Raw genomic sequence first — 20,364 nt, 5'->3', positions numbered from 1 at the left:
CGTTATCTAGGCACGCTAGCGTGTCGGCTCCGCGGGCTTGTCACCGAGCCATGCCAAGTTCGCCCCGGATGGCCCTCGCGGCCGGGTTCAGCGGTGCCAGCGGACCGGTCCAACCCAAAGCGGAGGCCGCCCGTCTCTGGACTGGGTGTCACCGGGGTCGGCGCGGGTGACGGTGATCCGGACCGGGCCGGTTTCGTCGCGGGCGGGGTGAGCGCGGGCGGGGTGAGCGCGGTCGTACTCGGCGCGGCGGGAGGGGTCGCGCAGCAGGGCGTAAGCGGCAAGGATCTGGCGCAGCCGTTCGTCGGCGCCCGGATTCGGCGCCTTGCGACGGGTGTCCGGGTGGTAGTCGCGCAGGTGGCGCCGGTAGGCGTGCGTGATTTCGGCCTGGGTTGCGGTCGGCGAGACACCCAGCACCGTGTACGGGTTGTAGGGGTCTGTCATCGTGGCGCACCCATGCTTTCACCCGCGCCGCCAGTCGTCGGGCGGCGCGCAACCCCCGCGTCACCCGCGGATGTCGACTGCCGGCGGTCGGCGGGAACGGCCCTCCGGCTGCTAGGCGTTGATCGCCGATTTCCGGCCGTCGTGGCTGACCTCGATGCGGCGCGGCTTGGCCTTTTCGGCGATCGGGATCGTCAGCCGCAGCACGCCGTCGTGGTAGCCGGCGTCGATCTTGTCGGTGTCGAGGTTCTCCCCGAGGAACAGCTGGCGGCTGAACACGCCGCGCGGCCGTTCGGCGGAAACCATCTCGCGGCTTTCGTCCAGATTCGGGCGTTCGGCGCGGACCGTGAGCACGTTGCGCTCAACGTCGAGGTCCAGCGAATCCGCCTTCACCCCGGGCAGGTCGAATTCGACGATGAACTTGTCGCCGTCCCGCCACGCGTCCATCGGCATCACCGCGGGGCGGGCCGCGGTGCCGAGAACCTGCTGGGTCCAGCGGTCGAGGTCACGGAACGGATCTGTACGCATCAACACCATGATTTCACCTCCGATCCAGGCAGACTATCTGCGTCTGCAGGCATAGATTTTTGATACCATTCGATGTATAACTTCGCAAGTGGCACCTTGAGGTTTTTCCGAAGGGGAAACGTTGACCGACGATGTGACAGCAGCTCCCTCCGGCCGCGGTGTGTACGGCATCTCGGTGACCTCCGAGCTTTCCGGGATCGCGCCGCAGACGTTGCGGCTCTACGAGCGCCGCGGACTGCTGGCGCCGTCACGCACCGAGGGCGGCACCCGTCGCTACAGCGACGACGACCTGGCGCGCCTGCAGCGGATCTCCGAACTGGTCGATCAGGGCATCAACCTGGCCGGCATCGCCCAGATCCTCGACTTGGAGAGCAAGAACACCCAGCTGCAATCGGACTACACGCGGCTGGAGCTGCTGAACGCCAAGCTCAAGGCCGACCGCAAACGAAGGGAGGGGTTCCGATCATGAACGACATCGTCCTGCCGTACGACGCACCCGAGGCGGACGCGATCCACCAGCGCCTCGTCGTCGACGCCGAGGATGAAATCGGGGGGCTGGACACCACTCACGTCGAGGCACTGGGTGATCGGGACGCCAACGAAGCCGACGTGATCGACCAGGCCATCGTCGTCCCGGTCCCGCGGCACGATCGGCCCTGAACGGCTTGTCACCCAGCCGTGCCAAGCTGACCACCGTGCTCCTTCTCGACGTGGCCGCCACGTCCGTTGACGTCGGCGCCACGCCGTCGCGCCTCGCCAAGGTCGCCCGCATCGCCGACCTGCTCCGCCGCGCCGCGCCCGACCCCGAACTGGTCGCCATCGTCGTGGCGTGGCTCTCGGGCGAGCTGCGGCAACGCCAGATCGGCGTGGGTTGGGCGTCGCTGCGGTCGCGCCCGCCGCCCGCGGCGCACCCGACGCTGACCGTGAGCGGTGTCGACGCCGCGTTCTCCGAGATCGGCGCGGTGGCGGGCAAGGGATCCCAGGCGCGCCGCGCCGAACTCGTCGCGGGCCTGTTCGCCGCCGCCACCGAAACCGAACAGACCTTTCTGCTGCGGCTGATGAGCGGCGAACTGCGCCAGGGCGCGCTGGTCGGGATCATGGCCGACGCCGTGGCCAAGGCGGCCGGCGTCCCCGCCGCCGCGATGCAACGCGCCGCGATGCTGGGCGGGGACCTGCCCGCGGTGGCTGCGGCTTGTTTGAGGGCGGGGCCATCCGGCGGGGCGGCCGCCGTGGAGGCGTTCACCCTGCGCGTGGGCCGGCCCGTCGGGCCGATGCTGGCGCAGACCGCGACCGATGTTGCCGATGCGCTCGAACGCCTTGGCGGCACAGCCGTTTTCGAGGCGAAGCTGGACGGCGCGCGGGTGCAGATCCACCGCGCCGGTGACCAGGTCACGGTGTACACCCGAAGCCTCGACGACGTCACGGCCCGGCTGCCCGAGGTGGTCGACGCCACGCTGGCGCTGCCGGTGCGCGACCTGATCGCCGACGGCGAGGCGATCGCGCTGCGTTCGGACAACCGGCCGCACCGCTTCCAGGTCACCGCGTCCCGGTTCGGCCGATCCGTCGACGTGGCGGCGGCCCTTGCCACGCAACGGCTTTCGGTGTTCTTCTTCGACATCCTGCATTGCGACGGCGTCGACCTGCTCGACGCGCCGACCACCGAACGGCTCGCGGCCCTGGACGCGCTGGTGCCGCCCGGCCAGCGGGTGGACCGGCTGGTGACGTCGGACCCCGCGGCGGCCGCCGGGTTCCTGGACGCGACGCTGTCCGCCGGCCACGAGGGCGTCATGGCCAAGGCGCCGGCGGCGTCGTACCAGGCCGGCCGCCGCGGCGCGGGCTGGCTGAAGGTGAAGCCGGTGCACACGCTCGACCTGGTCGTGCTCGCCGTCGAGTGGGGCTCGGGGCGCCGCCGCGGCAAGCTCTCCAATATCCATCTGGGCGCGCGTGATCCGGCCACCGGCGAATTCGTCATGGTGGGAAAGACTTTCAAGGGCATGACCGACGCCATGCTGGAGTGGCAGACCGCCCGGTTCGGCGAACTCGCCGTCGGCGGAACGGACGGCCACGTCGTCGCGGTGAGGCCCGAGCAGGTGGTGGAGATCGCCTTCGACGGGGTGCAGGCGTCGTCACGCTACCCCGGCGGGCTGGCGCTGCGGTTCGCCCGGGTGGTGCGCTACCGCGACGACAAGGGCCCGGCCGAGGCCGACACCATCGACGCCCTGCGCGCGCTGTACTGATTCTCGCCGGGCGGCGGGCGCCCGGCCGTCGTAGGGTTTGACCGTGGCGGAGCGCATCGCGGAACGGGAAACCGACCCGGGCCGTATCCGCTACGTCCGCACCGACGACGACCTGCCGGCCGTCGCGATCGTCGACCGCTCCCCCATCACCGTCCGGCATCGGGTCGTCTTCGCGGTGATCGCCGTGCTCGGCGCCGTCGCCTGGGCCGTCATCGCGTTCGCCCGCGGCGAGACGGTGAACGCGGTCTGGTTCGTGGTGGCGGCGATCTGCACCTACATCATCGGGTTCCGGTTCTATGCGCGTCTGATCGAGATGAAGATCGTTCGCCCGCGTGACGACCACGCCACGCCGGCCGAGATCCTGGACGACGGAACGGATTTCGTCCCCACCGACCGGCGCGTGCTGTTCGGCCACCATTTCGCGGCCATCGCGGGGGCCGGGCCACTGGTCGGTCCGGTGCTGGCGACCCAGATGGGCTATCTGCCCTGCAGCATCTGGATCATCGTCGGCGCGGTGTTCGCCGGCGCCGTGCAGGACTACCTGGTGCTGTGGATCTCCACCCGGCGCCGCGGCCGCTCCCTGGGCCAGATGGCCCGCGACGAGCTCGGCGCCACCGGCGGTGCCGCCGCGCTGATCGGCGCCTTCGCCATCATGGTGATCATCATCGCGGTGCTGGCGCTCGTGGTAGTGCGCGGCCTGGCGCAGAGCCCCTGGGGCGTGTTCTCCATCGCCATGACCATCCCCATCGCCCTGTGCATGGGCTGCTACCTGCGGTTCCTGCGCCCGGGCCGGGTGGCGGAGGTGTCGATCGTCGGCTTTGTGCTACTCATGCTCGCGGTGGCCGCCGGCAACTGGGTCGCCGAAACGCCTTGGGGCGCAGCATGGTTGAGCCTGTCACCGGTGACCGTGTCGTGGTTGATCGTCATCTACGGCTTCGTCGCGTCGGTGCTGCCGGTGTGGTTGCTGCTCGCGCCGCGCGACTACCTGTCGACGTTCATGAAGGTCGGCGCCATCGCCCTGCTGGCGATCGGCATCTGCGTCGCGCACCCGCTCATGCGGGCGCCCGCCGTGTCGGGGTTCGCCGGCCGCGGCGACGGACCGGTGTTCCCCGGCTCGCTGTTCCCGTTCCTGTTCATCACCATCGCGTGCGGCGCGCTGTCCGGGTTTCACGCGCTGATCTCCTCCGGGACGACGCCGAAGATGCTGGAAAAGGAAAGCCAGATGCGGTTGATCGGCTACGGCGGCATGCTCACCGAATCGTTCGTCGCGGTCATGGCGCTGATCAGCGCGGCGATCCTCGACCAGCACCTCTACTTCGCCCTCAACGCCCCGGCCGCCCAGACCGGCGGAACCGCGGGCACCGCCGCCCACTACGTCAACGGGCTCGGGCTGTCGGGCGCCCCGGCCACCGCGGACCAGCTCACCCAGGCCGCCGCGAGCGTGGGCGAGAAGTCGATCGTGTCGCGCACCGGCGGAGCTCCCACGCTGGCGGTCGGCATGTCGGAAGTGCTGGAGCGGGTCTTCGGCGGCGCGGGCCTCAGGGCGTTCTGGTACCACTTCGCGATCATGTTCGAGGCGCTGTTCATCCTGACCGCCGTCGATGCGGGCACCCGCGTCGCGCGGTTCATGCTGTCCGACGCCCTGGGCAATCTGGGTGGCCCGCTGGCCCGGATGCGAAACCCGAGCTGGCGCCCGGGCGTATGGATCTGCAGCCTGGCCGTGGCCGCGGCATGGGGCAGCATCCTGCTGATGGGGGTGACCGATCCGCTGGGCGGCATCAACACCCTGTTCCCGCTATTCGGCATCGCCAACCAGCTGCTCGCGGCGATCGCGCTGACCGTCATCACCGTGATCGTCGTCAAGAAGGGTCTGCTGAAGTGGGCGTGGATCCCGGGAGTTCCGCTGCTGTGGGACTTGACGGTCACGCTCACCGCGTCGTGGCAGAAGATCTTCTCCGGCGACCCCGCCGTCGGCTACTGGACCCAGCACGCCCGGTATGCGGCGGCGAAGAACGCGGGCAAGACCGTGTTCGGTTCGGCGAAGGACGCGCATCAGCTCGACGAGGTCATCAGGAACACCTTCGTCCAGGGCACCCTGTCGATCCTCTTCGCGCTGGTTGTCGTCATCGTCGTCGTCACCGGAATCATCGTCGCGCTCAGGGCGATTCGCGGCGGTGGCAGGCCACTGACCGAGCACGAGCCGATGCCGTCGAGGTTGTTCGCGCCGTCGGGTCTGATTGCGACGGCCACCGAACGGAAAGTTCAGAAGCAGTGGGACGCCCTGCCGGCCTCGGCTTTGCCGAGCTAGGTAACTTCAGGCGTACGAACAGGTAGTCAACTACTCGTGACTGCGGATGAATGCCGGCCCTACGGTTGCAGCGAACGACCGACTACCCGGTCAACGATGCAAGTAAAGGGGGCGAACGCGATGCTCGCTTCACCAACGAGGCTCACGAGAACAACCGAGCCCGTCGAGAAGACCAAGCCTCAAACGCCACCGGCCGCGCCCCCGGTCGAGGCGCCGCCCACCCGGGTTCTGATCACCACCCAGCAGGTGGCTTTCAGCACCGCAGCCGCTCTGCGCCCGCACCGCGAGAACGTCGGCGCGCGGCTCGTCGCCACCGTGCGGCGGATGTTCGCTGCCTCGGCTGCCTCGACGGATGCGTCGCACCCGCGGTCGCAGTTCTGTCCGAGGCGTTACCAATTCCTCGAGAACGCCCTCATGGCACGCGAAATGGACCGACTATGAACGTGATTACCGCAGTCGCGTGCGCGGTGCTGATGGTGATCGTCGCAGCGGGCATCTACAACCTGCAGTCGTGGCTCGAGCGTAGCGACTATCAACGCCATTTCGAGAATTGACCGCTTGCCGTCCTCAGTCATCCCACCGCGTCAGGTCCCGCGCGCGGATGCCGTTGTCGGCGCAGTGCCGGGTGTAGCGGTCGATGGATGTCTTGTGGTTCTCCTGCCAGAGGAGCTTGTTGTCCCGGTCGAGGAAGAGCAGTTCACCGATCATGTAGAAGAAGATCTCCGAGTCCTCGAAAGCTTCGGGAGTGTGCGAGGACCCGGCAACCTCGTAGAGGGTGTCGCCGGCGCGCGCGACCCAATCGCTTTCCTTGTAGCGCCAGGCTCCGCTAACCGTATGCGCCACAACGATACCGGTGTGGTAATGCGTGCCGAGCTCGACGTTGGCGGGGATTTTCATCGACACGACGATCTCCGCGCGCACCGGGTCGACCTTCCAGTACTTCAGGAAGACCCGGTCGCTCAGCGGGGTGAACGGCACCCAGGGGTTGTCCGCGCCGGCCATGTAGTTGACGTCGAGTTCTTGCAGGGTTTTCACGGAATCCTCCTTGGCTTGGCCGCCTGCGGCGGGTTGGTTCGAGACGCTAGAAGATTGCGCGGCATGTCCGCTCGGGGCGCGGCAACAGAGTTCGGCGACGGGGTTGTGCTGTCGTCACAGTTCGACGCCGTTGCGGGGCGTAGCCCGCGAAGCGCGGGCAGCAGCGCAAGCGCGACCGAGAGGTCGAGGATGTTGGTGTCGATCGGGCGGCCCAGCAGTTCCTCGGCCCGGTGGACCCGATAGCTGACGGTGTTGGGATGCACCGTAAGTCGCTGCGCGGCCTTGGCGGGGCTCCGGTTCTCTTCCAAATACACCGCGAGCGTTGTCGCCACCCGATACGTCGCCTCGTCGTCGGCGGCCAGCGGGCCGAGGACGCGTTTGGCGAAGGCCATCGCGTGCACGCCGTCCGTGCTGGCCAGTGCCGCGACCGCAACGTCGCGGTAGCGGGTTACCACGTCGGCGCGATCCCCGAGCAACGACGCGAATCGATGGGCGTGCGCGGCCTCGGTGTGAGTGCGGCGAAAACCGCCGATCCCCCATCCCGGCTCACCGATCGCCACCCAAACACCCTGCGGCAAGCGGGCCTTGCCGCAAATGTGCGCTCCCTCCAGCCCGGCGGCGGCGAACGGCTGCGGCCGACTGAGCCAGGCCACGAGCGCCATGGAACCTGCCGGGTGGATCAAGTTGCTCTGTGCCGAGACGGCGCCGGCGAGTTGCGTCAGCGCCTCAGTGAGGACCGTTTGTGTGTCGGCGGCGTCGTGGGTCGCGTCCAGCCACATGCTGACGCCGACATGATGGCGATTGATGTCGTAGCGCAGCCGTTTCGACGCCCGCTGGGGATCGTCTTCGCGGTCGGCGAGGATGTCGTCGACCGCGGCGGCACGGGCGGCGGCGGCACCCCGCAGCCACGCCTCGCGTTCGACTTCATAGAGATGTTCAGCCTGAACCAGGAGTGCGTCGCAATAGGCGAACAGCAAGTCGGTCGCCAGGCCGAGCGCCCTGTCACGTTCGCCCGCCTGCGCGGCGGTCACCCGCTCGAACAACCACTGCCAGGTTTGCTGTTGCCCCAGGCGCACGGAACGAACGAGTTCGTTCAGCGCAATGTTTCGTTGCACGCCGGAGCGGGCGACGACGGCGGTTGGCGGCGCGATGTCGAATCCGCGCGGATCGTCGCCGATCTCGATGCACTGAGCAAGTTGGCGAAGAATGGCTTCGACGCTGGCCAGCTGTTCCGCCACAGCGGTGGCGTCGGGAACTATCGTCGGCAGGTCGGCCCGCAACCGCTCGACGATGCGAGCCGCCAATTGCGGTGCGCACGTTTGTAACTGGGCGGCGACCGGCTTCAGCACCCCGTTCCACGCCTTGCGGGCGGTCGGCTCCTGCAGGGGTGGCCACCGGGGCTCCATGTCGGCAGAATCTAATCCGGTTGTGTTCGCGGCACAACGGCCTGGCAAACGTCGGGTGCGCCCATCGGAAGGAACGAATCCCATGCCCACCTGGCTCATCACCGGCTGCTCGAGCGGGCTCGGTCGCGCGCTCGCCGAGGCCGTCGTCGCGGCCGGCCACAATGCCGTCGTCACCGCGCGCGATGTCGCGAAGGTCGCCGACCTGGCCGACGCCGCGCCCGCCCGCGCGCTGCCCGTCGCCCTCGACGTCACCGACCCCGATCAGGTCGCCGCGGCCGTCCGGCAGGCCGATGAGCGGTTCGGCGGCGTCGACGTCCTGGTCAACAACGCCGGCTACGGCTATCGGGCCGCGGTCGAAGAGGGCGACGACGCCGAAGTGCGCACGCTGTTCGAGACGCACTTCTTCGGCACCGTCGCGATGATCAAGGCCGTGCTGCCCGGCATGCGGGCCCGCCGCAGCGGCGCGATCGTGAACATCTCCTCGATCGGCGCCACCGTGACCCCGGTCGGATCCGGCTACTACGCGGCCGCCAAGGCCGCCATCGAGGGGATGAGCGGCGCGCTTCGCGGCGAGCTCGCGCCGCTGGGCGTCTCGGTGATCGTCGTCGAGCCCGGGGCGTTCCGGACCGACTTCGCCGGGCGCTCGCTGGTGCAGTCGGCCGCGGTCATCGACGACTACGCCGATACGGCTGGGCGGCGGCGCAAGGAAAACGACACCATGCACGGCAACCAGGCCGGCGACCCGGCCAAGGCGGCCTCGGCGATCATCGCGGCGGTCGAGTCGGCCGAGCCCCCGGGATTCCTGCTGCTCGGGCCCGACGCCCTGGCGTTTTATCGCCACGTCGCCGACGCACGGGCGGCCGAGATCGCGAAATGGGAGGGGCTGACGAGCGGCACGAACTTCGATTCCTGAATGCCCCGGGGATCGTGTCCGTCCCACGCTTCCGTCGAGTGCACAAAGCGCGCACGATGGGAAGAGTCCGCGCAATTTCACAACACCGACAGAAGGGAGTGGGCGATGAAGGCCAAGGTCGGCGACTTCCTTGTGGTCAAGGGCACGACCACCGAACAGCACGATCAACACGCGGAGATCATCGGGGTGCGCGCCGACGACGGCTCGCCGCCGTACGTCGTGCGCTGGCTGGTGAACGGTCACGAGGCGACGGTCTACCCGGGCTCCGACGCGGTGGTGGTGAGCGCCGCCGAGCACTCGGAGGCCGAGCGCCGCGCCGCCGCGCGGGCCGGTCACTCGTCGGCATAGCCTCATAGCCCCGCGAGAACAGCCTGGCGTTTGGCGGAGAAGGTTATTCTCCCAAGCCGAGAGACACATTACGATCGGTGGTGATCGAAGGGGATTACCGGTTGTCAGGCACGCTGGAACTCGAACGGCCGCGCGACGGTGTCGCGGTTCTGCGCCTGAACCGCCCCGATTCCCTCAACGCGATCAACGCGGCCATGCGGGCCGCATTGCATCGGACGCTGGCGGATGTGGCCGTCGACCGATCCGTGCGCGCGGTCGTGCTGACCGGCGCGGGCCGGGGCTTCTGCGCGGGGATCGACGTCCGCGACTTCGGGCCCGGCGTGCCGGAGGCCACCGCGCCGGCCGCGGACCGAATGCGGTTCCAGGAGGGCATGGCCGGATTGGCCGAGGCCGTCCGTCGGCTGCCGCAGCCCGTCATCGCCGCGGTCAACGGCCCGTGCGTCGGCGCGGGATTCGCGTTGTGCCTTGCCTGCGACATCCGGATCGGTTCGGCGACAGCATCATTCGGCAACGGGGCCATCCTGCTCGGGCTGTCGGGCGCGGAGATGGGCATGAGCTACCACCTGCCCCGCATCGTCGGGACCAGCGTCGCGGCCGACTGGATGCTCACGGGCCGCACCGTGCCGGCCGCCGAGGCCGACCGGCGCGGTCTGGTCAGCGAAGTCGTCGAGCCGGACCGGCTGGGCGACCGCGCTGTGGAGTTGGCGTCGCTGATCGCCGACCTCGCCCCGCTGGGTGTGGAACTGACAAAGCGTGCGCTGCAAGTCAACACCGACGCGGCCGGTTTCTCGTCGGCGCTGGAGCTGGAGAATCGCAACCAGGTGATCGCGCATGCGACCGACGAGGCGGCGGCGCGCCGCCGAAAGTGGTCCCGGTGAACCGCAACCCAGAGAGGACGCCAGATGTCGTGGGACTTTTCCACCGACCCGGAGTGGGCGCAGCAACTCGAATGGGTCGACGACTTCGTCCGCACCGAGTGCGAGCCGATCGACTTGATCGTCAAGGAGTCTCATGACCTGGGCGACCCGGTGCGGCAGGCGCTGATCCCGCCCCTGCAGCAGATCGTCAAGCAGCGCGGCCTGTGGGCCACCCATCTCGGCCCGCACCTGGGCGGACCCGGCTACGGTCAGGTGAAACTGGCTCTGCTCAACGAGATCCTGGGCCGATCGGAGTGCGCGCCGATAGTCTTCGGCTCGCAGGCACCCGATTCCGGCAACAGCGAGATCCTTGCGCACTACGGGACACCCGAGCTCAAGGCGCGCTACCTCGAGCCGCTGCTGGACAACCGCATCGTGTCCTGCTTCTCGATGACCGAACCCCAGGGCGGGGCCGACCCGAAGGTCTTCCGCACCACCGCGGTGGCCGACGGCGATCACTGGATCATCAACGGGGAGAAGTGGTTTTCGTCGTTCGCGTCGATGGCGTCGTTCATCATCGTGATGGCGATGACCGACCCCGATGCGCCGCCGTATCAGCGCTACTCGATGTTCGTCGTCCCCGGCGACACCGAGGGCATCAACGTGATGCGCGACGTCGGGCTGGGATACCAGCCGCCGGGCGGCGGCCGCGAGGGCTACGTGCGCTACGAAAACGTGCGGGTGCCCGCCGATCACATGCTGGGCCCGCGCGGCGGCGCCTTCGTCGTCGCGCAAACCCGGTTGGGCGGCGGGCGCATTCACCACGCGATGCGCACGGTGGGGCTGGTCCGGCGGATCTTCGACATGATCTGCGAGCGGGCGGTGTCGCGCTACACCCAGGGCGAGGTGCTGGCCAACAAGCAGCTCGTCCAGGAGATGGTTGCCGACTCTTGGATGGAGATCGAGGCGTTCCGGCTGCTCACCCTCCAAACCGCTTGGAAGATCGACCAATTCAACGACTATCACGCGGTGCGCGCCGACATCTCGGCCGTCAAGGCGATGATGCAGAAGGTGCTGCACGACGTGTCGTCGCGGGCGCTTCAGCTACACGGGTCGTTGGGTACCACCCATGAGATGCCGTTCGTGCATTACCTGGTGGAGTCTTTCGTGCTCGGCCTTGCCGACGGCCCCACCGAAGTGCACAAGGTGACGCTGGCGCGCCTGTTGCTGAAGGACCGTCGCCCGGCGCCCGACCTGTTCCCCTCCGAGCACCTGCTGCGGTTGCGGGCGGCCGCCGAGGCCAAGTTTGCGGACAAGCTGGCCGGTATCCCGCGCGGTTAGACCGCTTTGGTGACGCCGACGTAGGACAGCACCACGTCGGATTCATCGGTCACGCGGGTCAGGGTCGAGTAGGAGCGGATGAACGACTGGCCCACGCACCCGTCGATCTTGACGTGGAAGTTGCTGACCATGACCCAGGGATCGGAACCCCTGAACTCCTTCTTGGCCACCGGCACCACGATTATCAGCCCGGGCTTGAGCCCCACGCTGAGCACGCCGTTCATCGGCGCGGTAACCAGCGGCACAACACCGGGCACACCGGTGAACAGTCCCGTAAAGCCGAGGCCCGGGCTGAGGCCCTGGCTACCCGCCATCGTGACGCCGTTGGACGTGCTCATGTCGATTCCGCAGCCGATCTCGTAACCCACCTCGAGGACGCCTCGAGCTGGTTCCGGTCCTCTCAGCGAAGCAACGAATGTCCCGCTGGCGAGGTATTCGCGTGACGAGACCGCGGTGGTCAACGGCGCCACGGGAACTTGCGACTCGTCCTTCGCCCCGAGGGTCAAGACCCAGCCGTCGGGGGTGTTGAGGGTTGCCGGCTCGGCCGAGGGGACCTGCCCGTCGGCCGGTTGCGCCTCGGCGGCGGCAGGCTCGACGTCAGGATCCGCGGTTCCCGGGGGCGCCATGGTCACCGACATGACGAAGCAGACGGCGACAACCGCAACGCGGCGGACAACCACAGCGACCGGCCTCACGGGCGACACCGTACGCAGCGTGAGATTCGAGTTGCGAAATTTGCTGGCTAGCCGGACAAAGTTGTTGCACGCTCGTGATCGATATGCGATGTTGCCGCGCCAGAACGTGTACCCTCCTCATTCGCCGAGGGGTAGAATGGCGTCTCTGGTAATCAGTGGTTCGGGCAGACGATCCGAGAGGGCGGCGATGAAACTTCACGCGTGCGCTGCCGGACTATTTGCCGGCGCGGTGTGTGTCGCGAACCTCTTCGGCGCCACCGGCGTGGCCAACGCGGACCCACAAACCGATGGGTCCGGCGGCGCCAACATCGTCATCAACCAGATGATCTCGGGGGCGGCCCCGGCGCTGCGAGTGGATACGCAAGACGAAGGCGGTCCGGGGCAGAATTGGGGTGGCGTCGGCATGTATTGCGAAAATCTATTCGTGCGGTGCCGGTAAACGGCGGGTCAGTTCACGATCGACTCGGCGCGCGCCAACAATCTGGGCAGGCCGGTCGCCATCGCTTCCAAATCGGCTCGCGGAGAGCGCCTTCGGCGGTTGTGCTTGACGATGAGTGACCACGTCGCGGCCGACTTGAAGCAGGCCAACGCGGCGAACCAGGGCAGGTCGGTGACCTCGCGACCCAGCTCGCGTTGATAGATCTCGGCGAGTTCGGTGATCGGCGGTGCCATGCCGGCCGCGGCCGGAACGCGTTGGTAGGTGTCCGGGTCGCAGTTGATCAAGAACCACCCGACGTCGACGCGTGGATCGCCGATCGACCAGATCTCCCAGTCGACCACGGCGTCGATGCGGTCCCCGACGGCGATGAGATTCCCGACCCGGAAGTCGCCGTGCACCACGCTCGGCCCGACACCCGTTGGCGCACTGGCTAATAACGCCTCGCGGACACCCTGCCAGCCGGACACCAACGCTTCGTCGACGGTTTGCAGCGTGTCGCACCACCGCCGGACCTCCGCGACCGGATCGACGACCGGTTCGCCGCCCAGGCCAAGCTCGGGCGGCGACAGGCCGTGCAGGGCGGCCATGACCCGGCTTGCGTTGCGATAGCGGTCGGGCAGATCGGCCGTCGGTGCGCAACCGTCGAACAGCGGCTCCACGCAGTCGCCTTCGACATGGGACATCACGAACAGCGGCGGCGTGAGCGGCGGGTCACCGTCGTCCTCCCACAACACCTCGGGGACCGGAACCCGTGTGGCCGCAAGAACTTTCATGATCCGCGCCTGGCGCAGCACGTCGCGATGCGCGACGGGCTCGACGCCGGGCTGCGCGACCTTGATCACCACCGCCCTGCCGTCCCGCGCCCCGCGAAAGGTGAGGCTGGACGCTCCCCCGGCCAGCGGTTCGACGCCGGTGACCCCCGCACCACCGAGCCGCCGTCGCAAGTCCTGCAGGTCGAGCTCGGTCATTCAGGGGGGGCCGGCTTTGTCCAGCCGACCTCGGCGAGGAAGGCCTGGGTGTGCGCGATGCGACCGGTGAGGGTCTTCGGATCGCCCGTGCACAGGCGGAAGGCGGTCTCGGTGATCAGCTCGATGTCCTCGGTGTCGGTCTTGGCCAGATCGAGGGTGCCGGCCCCGGGCGTCGCGACGGGATTGGACGGCGCGGCGGCGTTGACGGCGATCCCGTCGTCGTAGAGCTCGGCGGCAAGGCTTTTGGTCAGCCGGTTGAGCGCGGCCTTGGCCGTACCGTAGACGCCGAAGCCCGCGGTCCGGTCGAACTCGGAGAACGGCGGCCCGGGCGGCAGGTCCCCGCCCACCGACGTGAGGTTCAGGATCCAGCCCCGCCCGCGGTCGCGCATTGCGGGGATTGCCAACTGGCACAAGTGCAGCGGCCCGAGCACATGCATCTCCATCATCAGCCGGGCGCGCCGCTCGGGAAAGCCGTCCAGGGGCCGCAGGAAGGTCACCGCGGCGTTGTTGACCAGGATGTCGGGCGCGCCGACGGCCTGCACCACCTCGGCGAAAAGCCTTGCCCGCTCGTCGGATTGGGACAGGTCCGCCTGCACCGCGACGGCCCGGCCGCCCGCGGCCGTGATCTCGTCGCGGGTCTGGCTCAGCGAGCCTTGGTACTTGGGGTCGGGGTCCATCGTGCGCGCGGTGAGCGCCACGGTGGCCCCCTCCGCCGCGAGGCGCGCCGCGATCGCCTTGCCCAACCCCCGGCTGCTCCCGGTGACCAGGGCGACCATCCCGTCGCACCGTCGGCCAGCGCCCATCCTCGACCTCCTCACCGTCTGGAAATGGCTTCTCCTGAACAGAGAATGTCATTATCGTCGCGCGATCGGAAGTGCGGCCGTCTGTGGCCGCGGCGTGTCCGTCGTGGCCTAAATCGTGGGCGGCATGGCGTTGTGGCCACTCCCCCCGTCCGCGCGGCGGCCCTAACGTGATTGCTCATGCAGCAAGTCCCCGATCTCGTCGACACCCCCGTCGGGCAGGCCGCTATCGAGTTGGCGCGATCCACCGAGTCGCCATCGGTGTTCAACCACAGCGTGCGCAGCTATTTGTTCGCCGAACTGCTCGCCGCGCCCGAGGGGATGCGCCCGGGCGCCGACTACTCCAGCGAGGCCTTGTTCCTGGGCTGTGTGCTCCACGATCTTGGTGTCGGCGCGGCCGCCGCGGGCAAGGAGCGGTTCGAGGTGGAGGGCGCGGACCTCGCCGCGAACCTGCTGACCGAACACGGCTGCGACCGCGGCGTCGTCGACGCCGTGTGGGAGGCCATCGCGCTGCACACCTCCGGCGGCCTCGCCGAGCGGCGGGGAACGCTGTGCTACCTGGTCCGCACCGGGGTGGGCGTGGACTTCGGCGTCAACGCCGACTTCGTCGACGAGCAGACCGCCGCCGCGATCCACGCGCGCTACCCGCGGCTGGCCATGGCGCGCACGCTGATAGACGCGATCGCCACGCACGCAAAGCGCAGCCCCGGGGCGGCGCCGCCCTATTCATTCCCGGCCTACCTGCTGCGTGAACGCAACACCGACGGCGTCACCCTGCTCGAGCTCGCCGCGTCGCACGGCCGGTGGGGCGACTGAGGTCAGCCCCGGGCGTGGGCTACCGGGCCAGTGGCTTGTAGAAGACCAGGCCGTTGCCCTTGTTGTCGTAGACGACGGCGCGACGTTCGTGTGCGTCGTCGTACGGGCCCTTCACAATGCCGCCTCCGCTGGCCTCGACGGCCTTCGCCGCGCCATCGACGTCGGCCGTCTTGATGCCGACGACGACCTGCCCGGGTATCGGATGGTCCACCGCGGTCGCCAGTGCCAGGGTGATCGGTCCGCCGTCGAGCGCCGCGAAATGAGCTCCGTCGCGGAACTTCAGCGGCATCCCCAGGGTCTCGCTGTAAAACCGGATCGATTCGTCCAGGTCGTCGGTGGACAAGACGACCATCTTTACTTCGTGTTCGCTCACTGTGCCTCCGATGGGTAACGGTGTGCCTATTTAACAGCCCGATCGCGCCGGGTGGTCACTGCAGAGAATCTTCCAAGAATTCGTGGAGGCACCGGCGAGAGCATTTCTGCGGACACCCACCTTGTCACGTCGAACAGGACACCGCATGATCGGCATCGCGACCGCGGCCCGGATCGCCGGCGCCGTCGCGCTGGCCGGTGTCGCCGTGCTGGGATCGGCGACGGGCGAGGCGCAAGGCGCCCCGGGCACGCTCTACGGTGACCCCGCGGCCGCCGCCCCGTTCTGGCGTTACCAGCAATACGACGACGACTGCGTGCCCATGGCGGTCGCCGACGTGGTCGGTGAACTGACCGGCGGCCAGCCCTCCGAGGAGGCCATCATCAGGGTGGCCCAATCGACGCCCAGCACCGTCCACCCCGGGCCGATCTACACCACGCCGAAGAAGCGCAAGCCGGGCAGCGGCACCTCGTTTGCGGATGAACCGGCGCTGCTGGCGCACTACGGCGTCCACGCCGTCGAAACCGACACGCAAAGCGCGGCCAAAACCGGTGTGCCCACGGGCATGCCGGCCCTCGAGCAGGATCTGGCCCAGGGCCGCAAGGTGATCGTCGCCGTCAACGCCGAACTCATCTGGGGCGAACCCGTCGAGGACAAGACCCCCGACGGCAAGCCCGAGGCCAACCACGCCGTGGTGGTGACCGGTGTCGACACCGCGGACGGCGTCGTGCACCTCAACGACAGCGGCAGCGAGGACGGGCGAGACGCCCGGGTGCCGATCGACATCTTCATCCGATCGTGGGCCAGCAGCGACGACGAAATGACCGTCACCGCATAGGCAGAGAGGCATCGCCAGACGAATCCGTCCATCCGGCCTACGATTTCGGCATGCCGATACTTGGAGACGCCACCGTCGTTGTCGCGCGCGTGACGAGGTCGATGTCCAATGCCCTGCGGGTCCAGCTCGCCACGCCCGACGGCGCGGAATTGGCGCACGCCCGACAAAAGGGCGGCGCCGCGGTGTTGTTGGGTTTGAAGAACGGTGGAAATGGCGACCACACGTTGTCCGGCGCCTCGGGCGATGAACTCCGGATCGCGGTGGCAGGAACCACGACCATCACAAGGCGGGACATGCCCGTCGGAAGAATTCTGCCCGCCGACGGAGCCGCACGGTTCGAAGACGGCAGCGGCAACATGCTGGCAACGGTATTGGCGCACGCCGGATCAAAGGCCGACAGCGCCTGGCATCATCGGATACTGTCCCCGGCCGGTCACGACATCGGCGTCCTCACCCTGATGACGGTTCACACCGGGTGGAGCGATATCGAAGCCGAAGCCATTCAATTGCTGACCAACCGCAACGTCGCCGCCTTGAAGGCGCCGTCGGCCGGGGCGCGGCTCAAACTCGACGCGCCGGTCGCTCCAGCGTTGGGCGACGTATTGGCCGCTGCGTGCGTCGACTTTTCGGTGTTACCCCGCGGATACGTGGAGACGACGAAATCACCTGGCGCCAAGTAAGATTCGCTGCGCTCGTCGTCGGCCGGGGCATCTCAATACCACCGCATTCGCGCGCCGGAACCCCGCGCCAATCCAAGTGGCGCGACCCGGACGCCTCGGCGGATGCGCCGTGCCGTCATCAACACGAGCAGGGTGATCGCGAGCCTCCCCAGCGCGATCCGGCTCGTTCGCTTCTTCCAGGTTGACGGCGTCGAACCCATACGCCGGCCGAAGTAGTAGCCGACCCATGCTGCCGCGGCGAGAGCGGCGAGTCCGGCGAGCACCGTCACGATGATCGAGCGTCCTTCGTCATCGTCGCGGTGCGGTCACACGCGGGACACATCTGGGCCAATAAGTCGAAGGTCGTGTACACGGTGGAGTCCAGGGGCCTTCTTCGCGTGACAAAGCCTGATCGTGAACCGCGATTCGCCGCTGGATGCCTTCGCCAAGCCCATCCGCGTGCAGCAAACGCATCGTCGGATCGTCGTCGCATGGTACGAAGGACCGCCCAAGGGCACATCGCCCCAGGTGTGCGGCCGCAAAACCGCATCGAAACCCCCTGGAGCACGGACTTGCGCGGCGCAGGCCCACCGGCGATCGAGATTGCGGACAAAGAGTCTGGTCCGAAGAGGCCCGCGGGGCTGCGCATTTTGATATATAAACCGTGGATCTATCGGCATGGGGCGGACCTATCGACATGGGGCGGATCTATCGATATGGGTTGGATCTCGGCGTGTCCTCGACGTGTGGTTTCGGCTGCACTGCGCTTTGACCTGCACTCTTGGCTGCGCCCAGGGTGTGGAAACTCCCGCTGGTCAACGACGGCCGAACACCGTCGCGATGCATAGCGCCCTGACGCGCTCGAGAAGCGCGCCCGGAGGCGCGGCGCCAGCTCGACACAACTCCATCAGCGGCGCGCGAGGCAGAGCCGCGGTGGGCAGGGCCATGAGGGCCTGAGCGTGTGGGGGGCAGACGCCGGATGAAACTCGACGAACGGGCGCTTCCGCTTACGCGCGCACAGCTGGATATATGGCTTGCGGAGCAAACGGGTCGCTTCGATGCCGGTTCGCAGCTCGGCGTGCTCATGCGAATCGCGGGCCCGGTCGACCCTGCTCTGCTGGAGTCGGCGATCCGTCATGTGCTGCGCGAAGCCGAACCGCTGCGAGCTGTGTTTTTCGAGGTGGACGGCCGAGTTTTCCAGCAGTTGGTCGATAACCCGGAGGTCGAGCTTGCTCGCCACGACCTCAGAGGTTCGACGGATCCTGCGGACGCGGCTTATCGGTTGGCGTCGTCGATCCAACGCACGGTGATGCCGCTTAGTGGCCCGCTGTTCAAATTTGCGTTGTTGCAAACGCGCGCGGACGAATTTTATTGGTTTGCGTGCTGCCATCATATTGTGGTAGATGGCATCGGCCTCGCCTTTGTTCTTCATCGAATCGCAACTGTTTACAACGCACTTGCCTCCGGCGCGTCGCTCCCTCCTAATTTTTTCGGGTCGCTCCGTGATCTTATTGAGTGCGAATTGGACTACGAAGCGTCCGCCGATTATCTCGATGACAAGGCCTATTGGACTAGCAACCTCCCGCCGGAAAGTGAACCGTTTTTTCGGTTGACGCACGACGCGGGCGGGCGTGATCCGGATGAATCGTCCGCACCGGTCCAGGTGGACCCTTTGGCGGTTTCCGGAATCGACGAGTTGGCGCAAGCGCTGGGGATACGCCGATCTTCGGTGATTACCGCGGCATGTGCGCTGCTGGTGCGCGGGTGTGACGGCGGGAGTTCGGATGTCGTGTTCGATTTCCCGGTAAGCAAGCGTGTGCGTCCGGAGTCAAAGCTGGTGCCCGGAATGATTTCCGGGATGGTTCCGCTGGTGTTGAAAGCTTCGCCGCGTGCTACCGTTGCCGGTTTTTGTGAGCATGTCGATGCCCAAATCCGAAAAGCGTTGCAGCATCAGCGGTTCCCGGTGCGCACCATTGCAAACGAGGCGTCTTTCCGCGGCTTCGACCAGGCGTCGAATCGAGTAGTCGTTAATTTCATCCCGACCACACACATGGCGGATCTCGGTGGTTCTGCGGTATCGGCGACCGTGACCCATGATGGCCTCGGGGATCGGTTCAGGCTGGTTTTCTTTAGGGACGGTGACCGGCTGTTTCTCAGCACGCCGGGTGCCGGGCAATTATTTTCCAATTCTGACGTCCACGATTTGGTCAAGCGGTTGCAGCGCGTACTCGTGGCGATGGCCGGCGACCTTGCCCGGCCGGTGTCGGCGATCGACGTGTGTGATGTCGTCGAGCACACCCGGCTGGCCGGGTGGGGCAACCACACCGCGGTGGCCAGCGCACCCGCGCCGGCTTCGGATGCCGGGGTGTCGGTGCCGGTGTTATTCGCCGCCCAAGTCGCGGCCACCCCGACCGCGCCGGCCCTGACCTACCTGGACCAGTCGATGACGTACGCGGAGTTGGATGCGGCCGCCACCGGCATCGCGCGCATGCTGGCCGGGCGGGGGGTGGGCCCGGGCGGGTGTGTGGCGCTGCTGCTGGGCCGCTCGGGCCAGGCGATCACCGCGATGCTCGGGGTGCTCAAAACCGGGGCCGCCTACCTGCCGATCGACCCCGCCCTGCCGGAGGGCCGGATCACCTTCATGCTCACCGACGCCAACCCGGCCGCGGTCATCACCAGCAGTAGGCACACCGACCGGCTGGCCGGCCACCGGGATCTGACCGTCTTCGACATCGACGACCTCCACACCCCCACGGTCGGTGCCCAGCCGGGCGGCGCGCTGCCGGTGCCCGCGCCCGCCGACATCGCGTATCTGATCTACACCTCGGGCACCACCGGCACCCCGAAGGGGGTGGCCATCACCCACCACAACATCACCGCGCTGCTGGGGGCGCTGCCCGCTCAGCTGCCGGCGGGGCGGGTGTGGTCGCAGTGCCACTCGTTGAGCTTCGACTTCGCGGTGTGGGAGATTTTCGGGGCCCTGCTGGGTGGTGGGCGGCTGGTGGTGGTGCCCGAACCGGTGACCCGCTCCCCGCACGAGCTGCGTGAGCTGCTGATCTCTGAACAGGTCGACGTGGTGTGTCAGACCCCGTCGGCGGCGGCGATGCTGCCCGCGGCGGGGTTGGAGTCGGTGACGCTGGTGGTGGGTGGGGAGGCCTGCCCGGCCACTCTGGTGGATCGGTGGGCGCCGGGGCGGGTGATGCTCAACGCTTATGGGCCCACCGAGACCACGATGTGGGTGAGCTTGAGCGCGCCGTTAAAGGCGGGGTCGGGGACACCGCCGATTGGGGTGCCGGTGGCCGGGGCGGCGCTTTTGGTGCTCGATGGGTGGTTGCGCCCGGTGCCGGTCGGGGTGATCGGCGAGTTGT

Annotated in this window: 22 protein-coding genes; 13 read left to right on the top strand and 9 right to left on the bottom strand. The window is 67.9% G+C overall.

The window, feature by feature from the left end:
• Positions 1-87: 87 nt before the first annotated feature.
• The gene (locus OQ968_RS20855) at positions 88-441 is read right to left on the bottom strand and encodes a J domain-containing protein (RefSeq protein WP_324681173.1); all 354 of its coding nucleotides are present in this window, start codon (positions 439-441) and stop codon (positions 88-90) included.
• Between the two features lie 111 nt (positions 442-552).
• Positions 553-975: an HSP20 family small heat-shock protein gene (locus OQ968_RS20850; protein WP_324681172.1), complete on the bottom strand. Its 423-nt coding sequence runs from the start codon at positions 973-975 to the stop codon at positions 553-555.
• A 112-nt stretch (positions 976-1,087) separates the two neighbouring features.
• On the opposite strand from OQ968_RS20850, the gene OQ968_RS20845 reads away from it, so the two are divergent.
• From OQ968_RS20845 to OQ968_RS20830, 4 genes are read left to right on the top strand one after another with little or no spacing between them, the layout of a single operon-like run.
• Positions 1,088-1,435: a MerR family transcriptional regulator gene (locus OQ968_RS20845; RefSeq protein WP_324681171.1), complete on the top strand. Its 348-nt coding sequence runs from the start codon at positions 1,088-1,090 to the stop codon at positions 1,433-1,435.
• On the top strand, positions 1,432-1,626 hold the full coding sequence (locus OQ968_RS20840) for a hypothetical protein (RefSeq protein ID WP_324681170.1): 195 nt from the start codon (positions 1,432-1,434) through the stop codon (positions 1,624-1,626). Before OQ968_RS20845 ends, OQ968_RS20840 begins: the two co-directional genes overlap by 4 nt.
• Before the next feature lie 35 nt (positions 1,627-1,661).
• Positions 1,662-3,203, top strand: coding sequence for an ATP-dependent DNA ligase (locus OQ968_RS20835; RefSeq protein ID WP_324681169.1), 1,542 nt, complete (start codon positions 1,662-1,664; stop codon positions 3,201-3,203).
• 37 nt (positions 3,204-3,240) lie between these two features.
• On the top strand, positions 3,241-5,511 hold the full coding sequence (locus tag OQ968_RS20830) for a carbon starvation CstA family protein (protein ID WP_420715970.1): 2,271 nt from the start codon (positions 3,241-3,243) through the stop codon (positions 5,509-5,511).
• Between the two features lie 567 nt (positions 5,512-6,078).
• Here OQ968_RS20830 and OQ968_RS20825 read toward each other — a convergent pair.
• Together OQ968_RS20825 and OQ968_RS20820 are read right to left on the bottom strand one after the other, a co-directional pair.
• Entirely contained in the window at positions 6,079-6,546 is a 468-nt protein-coding gene (locus OQ968_RS20825; RefSeq protein ID WP_324681168.1) for a 2,4'-dihydroxyacetophenone dioxygenase family protein, read from the bottom strand.
• Positions 6,543-8,114: a helix-turn-helix domain-containing protein gene (locus tag OQ968_RS20820; protein WP_324681167.1), complete on the bottom strand. Its 1,572-nt coding sequence runs from the start codon at positions 8,112-8,114 to the stop codon at positions 6,543-6,545. The genes OQ968_RS20825 and OQ968_RS20820 overlap by 4 nt, the downstream gene beginning before the upstream one ends.
• Between OQ968_RS20820 and OQ968_RS20815 the strand changes: the two genes are divergently transcribed.
• From OQ968_RS20815 to OQ968_RS20800, 4 genes are all read left to right on the top strand, one after another.
• A complete protein-coding gene (locus tag OQ968_RS20815; RefSeq protein WP_324681166.1) occupies positions 8,035-8,865 on the top strand; it encodes an oxidoreductase in 831 nt (276 codons plus the stop codon). The genes OQ968_RS20820 and OQ968_RS20815 overlap by 80 nt on opposite strands.
• A 105-nt stretch (positions 8,866-8,970) precedes the next feature.
• The gene (locus OQ968_RS20810; protein ID WP_324681165.1) at positions 8,971-9,213 is read left to right on the top strand and encodes a DUF1918 domain-containing protein; all 243 of its coding nucleotides are present in this window, start codon (positions 8,971-8,973) and stop codon (positions 9,211-9,213) included.
• Between the two features lie 101 nt (positions 9,214-9,314).
• Complete coding sequence (locus tag OQ968_RS20805) at positions 9,315-10,091, top strand: enoyl-CoA hydratase/isomerase family protein (RefSeq protein WP_324681295.1); 777 nt, start codon at positions 9,315-9,317, stop codon at positions 10,089-10,091.
• Positions 10,092-10,115: 24 nt separating this feature from the next.
• Positions 10,116-11,411, top strand: coding sequence for an acyl-CoA dehydrogenase family protein (locus OQ968_RS20800; RefSeq protein ID WP_324681164.1), 1,296 nt, complete (start codon positions 10,116-10,118; stop codon positions 11,409-11,411).
• Here OQ968_RS20800 and OQ968_RS20795 read toward each other — a convergent pair.
• Positions 11,408-12,091: an MspA family porin gene (locus OQ968_RS20795; RefSeq protein ID WP_324681294.1), complete on the bottom strand. Its 684-nt coding sequence runs from the start codon at positions 12,089-12,091 to the stop codon at positions 11,408-11,410. The genes OQ968_RS20800 and OQ968_RS20795 overlap by 4 nt on opposite strands.
• A gap of 202 nt (positions 12,092-12,293) precedes the next feature.
• Between OQ968_RS20795 and OQ968_RS20790 the strand changes: the two genes are divergently transcribed.
• Complete coding sequence (locus tag OQ968_RS20790) at positions 12,294-12,545, top strand: hypothetical protein (RefSeq protein ID WP_324681163.1); 252 nt, start codon at positions 12,294-12,296, stop codon at positions 12,543-12,545.
• A gap of 8 nt (positions 12,546-12,553) precedes the next feature.
• Here OQ968_RS20790 and OQ968_RS20785 read toward each other — a convergent pair whose 3' ends face one another.
• Both OQ968_RS20785 and OQ968_RS20780 read right to left on the bottom strand, forming a co-directional pair.
• The gene (locus OQ968_RS20785; protein WP_324681162.1) at positions 12,554-13,513 is read right to left on the bottom strand and encodes a phosphotransferase family protein; all 960 of its coding nucleotides are present in this window, start codon (positions 13,511-13,513) and stop codon (positions 12,554-12,556) included.
• A complete protein-coding gene (locus tag OQ968_RS20780; protein ID WP_324681161.1) occupies positions 13,510-14,316 on the bottom strand; it encodes an SDR family NAD(P)-dependent oxidoreductase in 807 nt (268 codons plus the stop codon). The genes OQ968_RS20785 and OQ968_RS20780 overlap by 4 nt, the downstream gene beginning before the upstream one ends.
• A gap of 177 nt (positions 14,317-14,493) precedes the next feature.
• Here OQ968_RS20780 and OQ968_RS20775 point away from each other — a divergent pair, with 177 nt between their 5' ends.
• Positions 14,494-15,129, top strand: coding sequence for an HD domain-containing protein (locus OQ968_RS20775; RefSeq protein WP_324681160.1), 636 nt, complete (start codon positions 14,494-14,496; stop codon positions 15,127-15,129).
• Between the two features lie 19 nt (positions 15,130-15,148).
• Here the strand turns inward: OQ968_RS20775 and OQ968_RS20770 are convergent, their stop codons facing one another.
• Positions 15,149-15,502, bottom strand: coding sequence for a VOC family protein (locus OQ968_RS20770; RefSeq protein WP_324681159.1), 354 nt, complete (start codon positions 15,500-15,502; stop codon positions 15,149-15,151).
• A 145-nt stretch (positions 15,503-15,647) separates the two neighbouring features.
• On the opposite strand from OQ968_RS20770, the gene OQ968_RS20765 reads away from it, so the two are divergent.
• Positions 15,648-16,337: a hypothetical protein gene (locus OQ968_RS20765; protein WP_324681158.1), complete on the top strand. Its 690-nt coding sequence runs from the start codon at positions 15,648-15,650 to the stop codon at positions 16,335-16,337.
• Positions 16,298-17,017 carry a hypothetical protein gene (locus OQ968_RS20760; protein WP_324681157.1) on the top strand — a complete coding sequence of 240 codons (720 nt, stop codon included), beginning with the start codon at positions 16,298-16,300 and terminating at the stop codon, positions 17,015-17,017. The genes OQ968_RS20765 and OQ968_RS20760 overlap by 40 nt, the downstream gene beginning before the upstream one ends.
• Before the next feature lie 32 nt (positions 17,018-17,049).
• Here the strand turns inward: OQ968_RS20760 and OQ968_RS20755 are convergent, their stop codons facing one another.
• Complete coding sequence (locus tag OQ968_RS20755) at positions 17,050-17,286, bottom strand: hypothetical protein (protein ID WP_324681156.1); 237 nt, start codon at positions 17,284-17,286, stop codon at positions 17,050-17,052.
• A gap of 689 nt (positions 17,287-17,975) precedes the next feature.
• Here OQ968_RS20755 and OQ968_RS20750 point away from each other — a divergent pair.
• Positions 17,976-20,364, top strand: a 2,389-nt coding sequence (locus OQ968_RS20750) for an AMP-binding protein (protein WP_324681155.1), incomplete at its 3' end; no start/stop codon positions are given.

The sequence above is a fragment of the Mycobacterium sp. 663a-19 genome, from assembly GCF_035616495.1.
In the GTDB taxonomy this organism is placed as follows: domain Bacteria; phylum Actinomycetota; class Actinomycetes; order Mycobacteriales; family Mycobacteriaceae; genus Mycobacterium.
The sequence above is the reverse complement of the archived record's forward strand: the minus strand, read 5'-3'. Positions and strand labels throughout refer to the sequence as shown.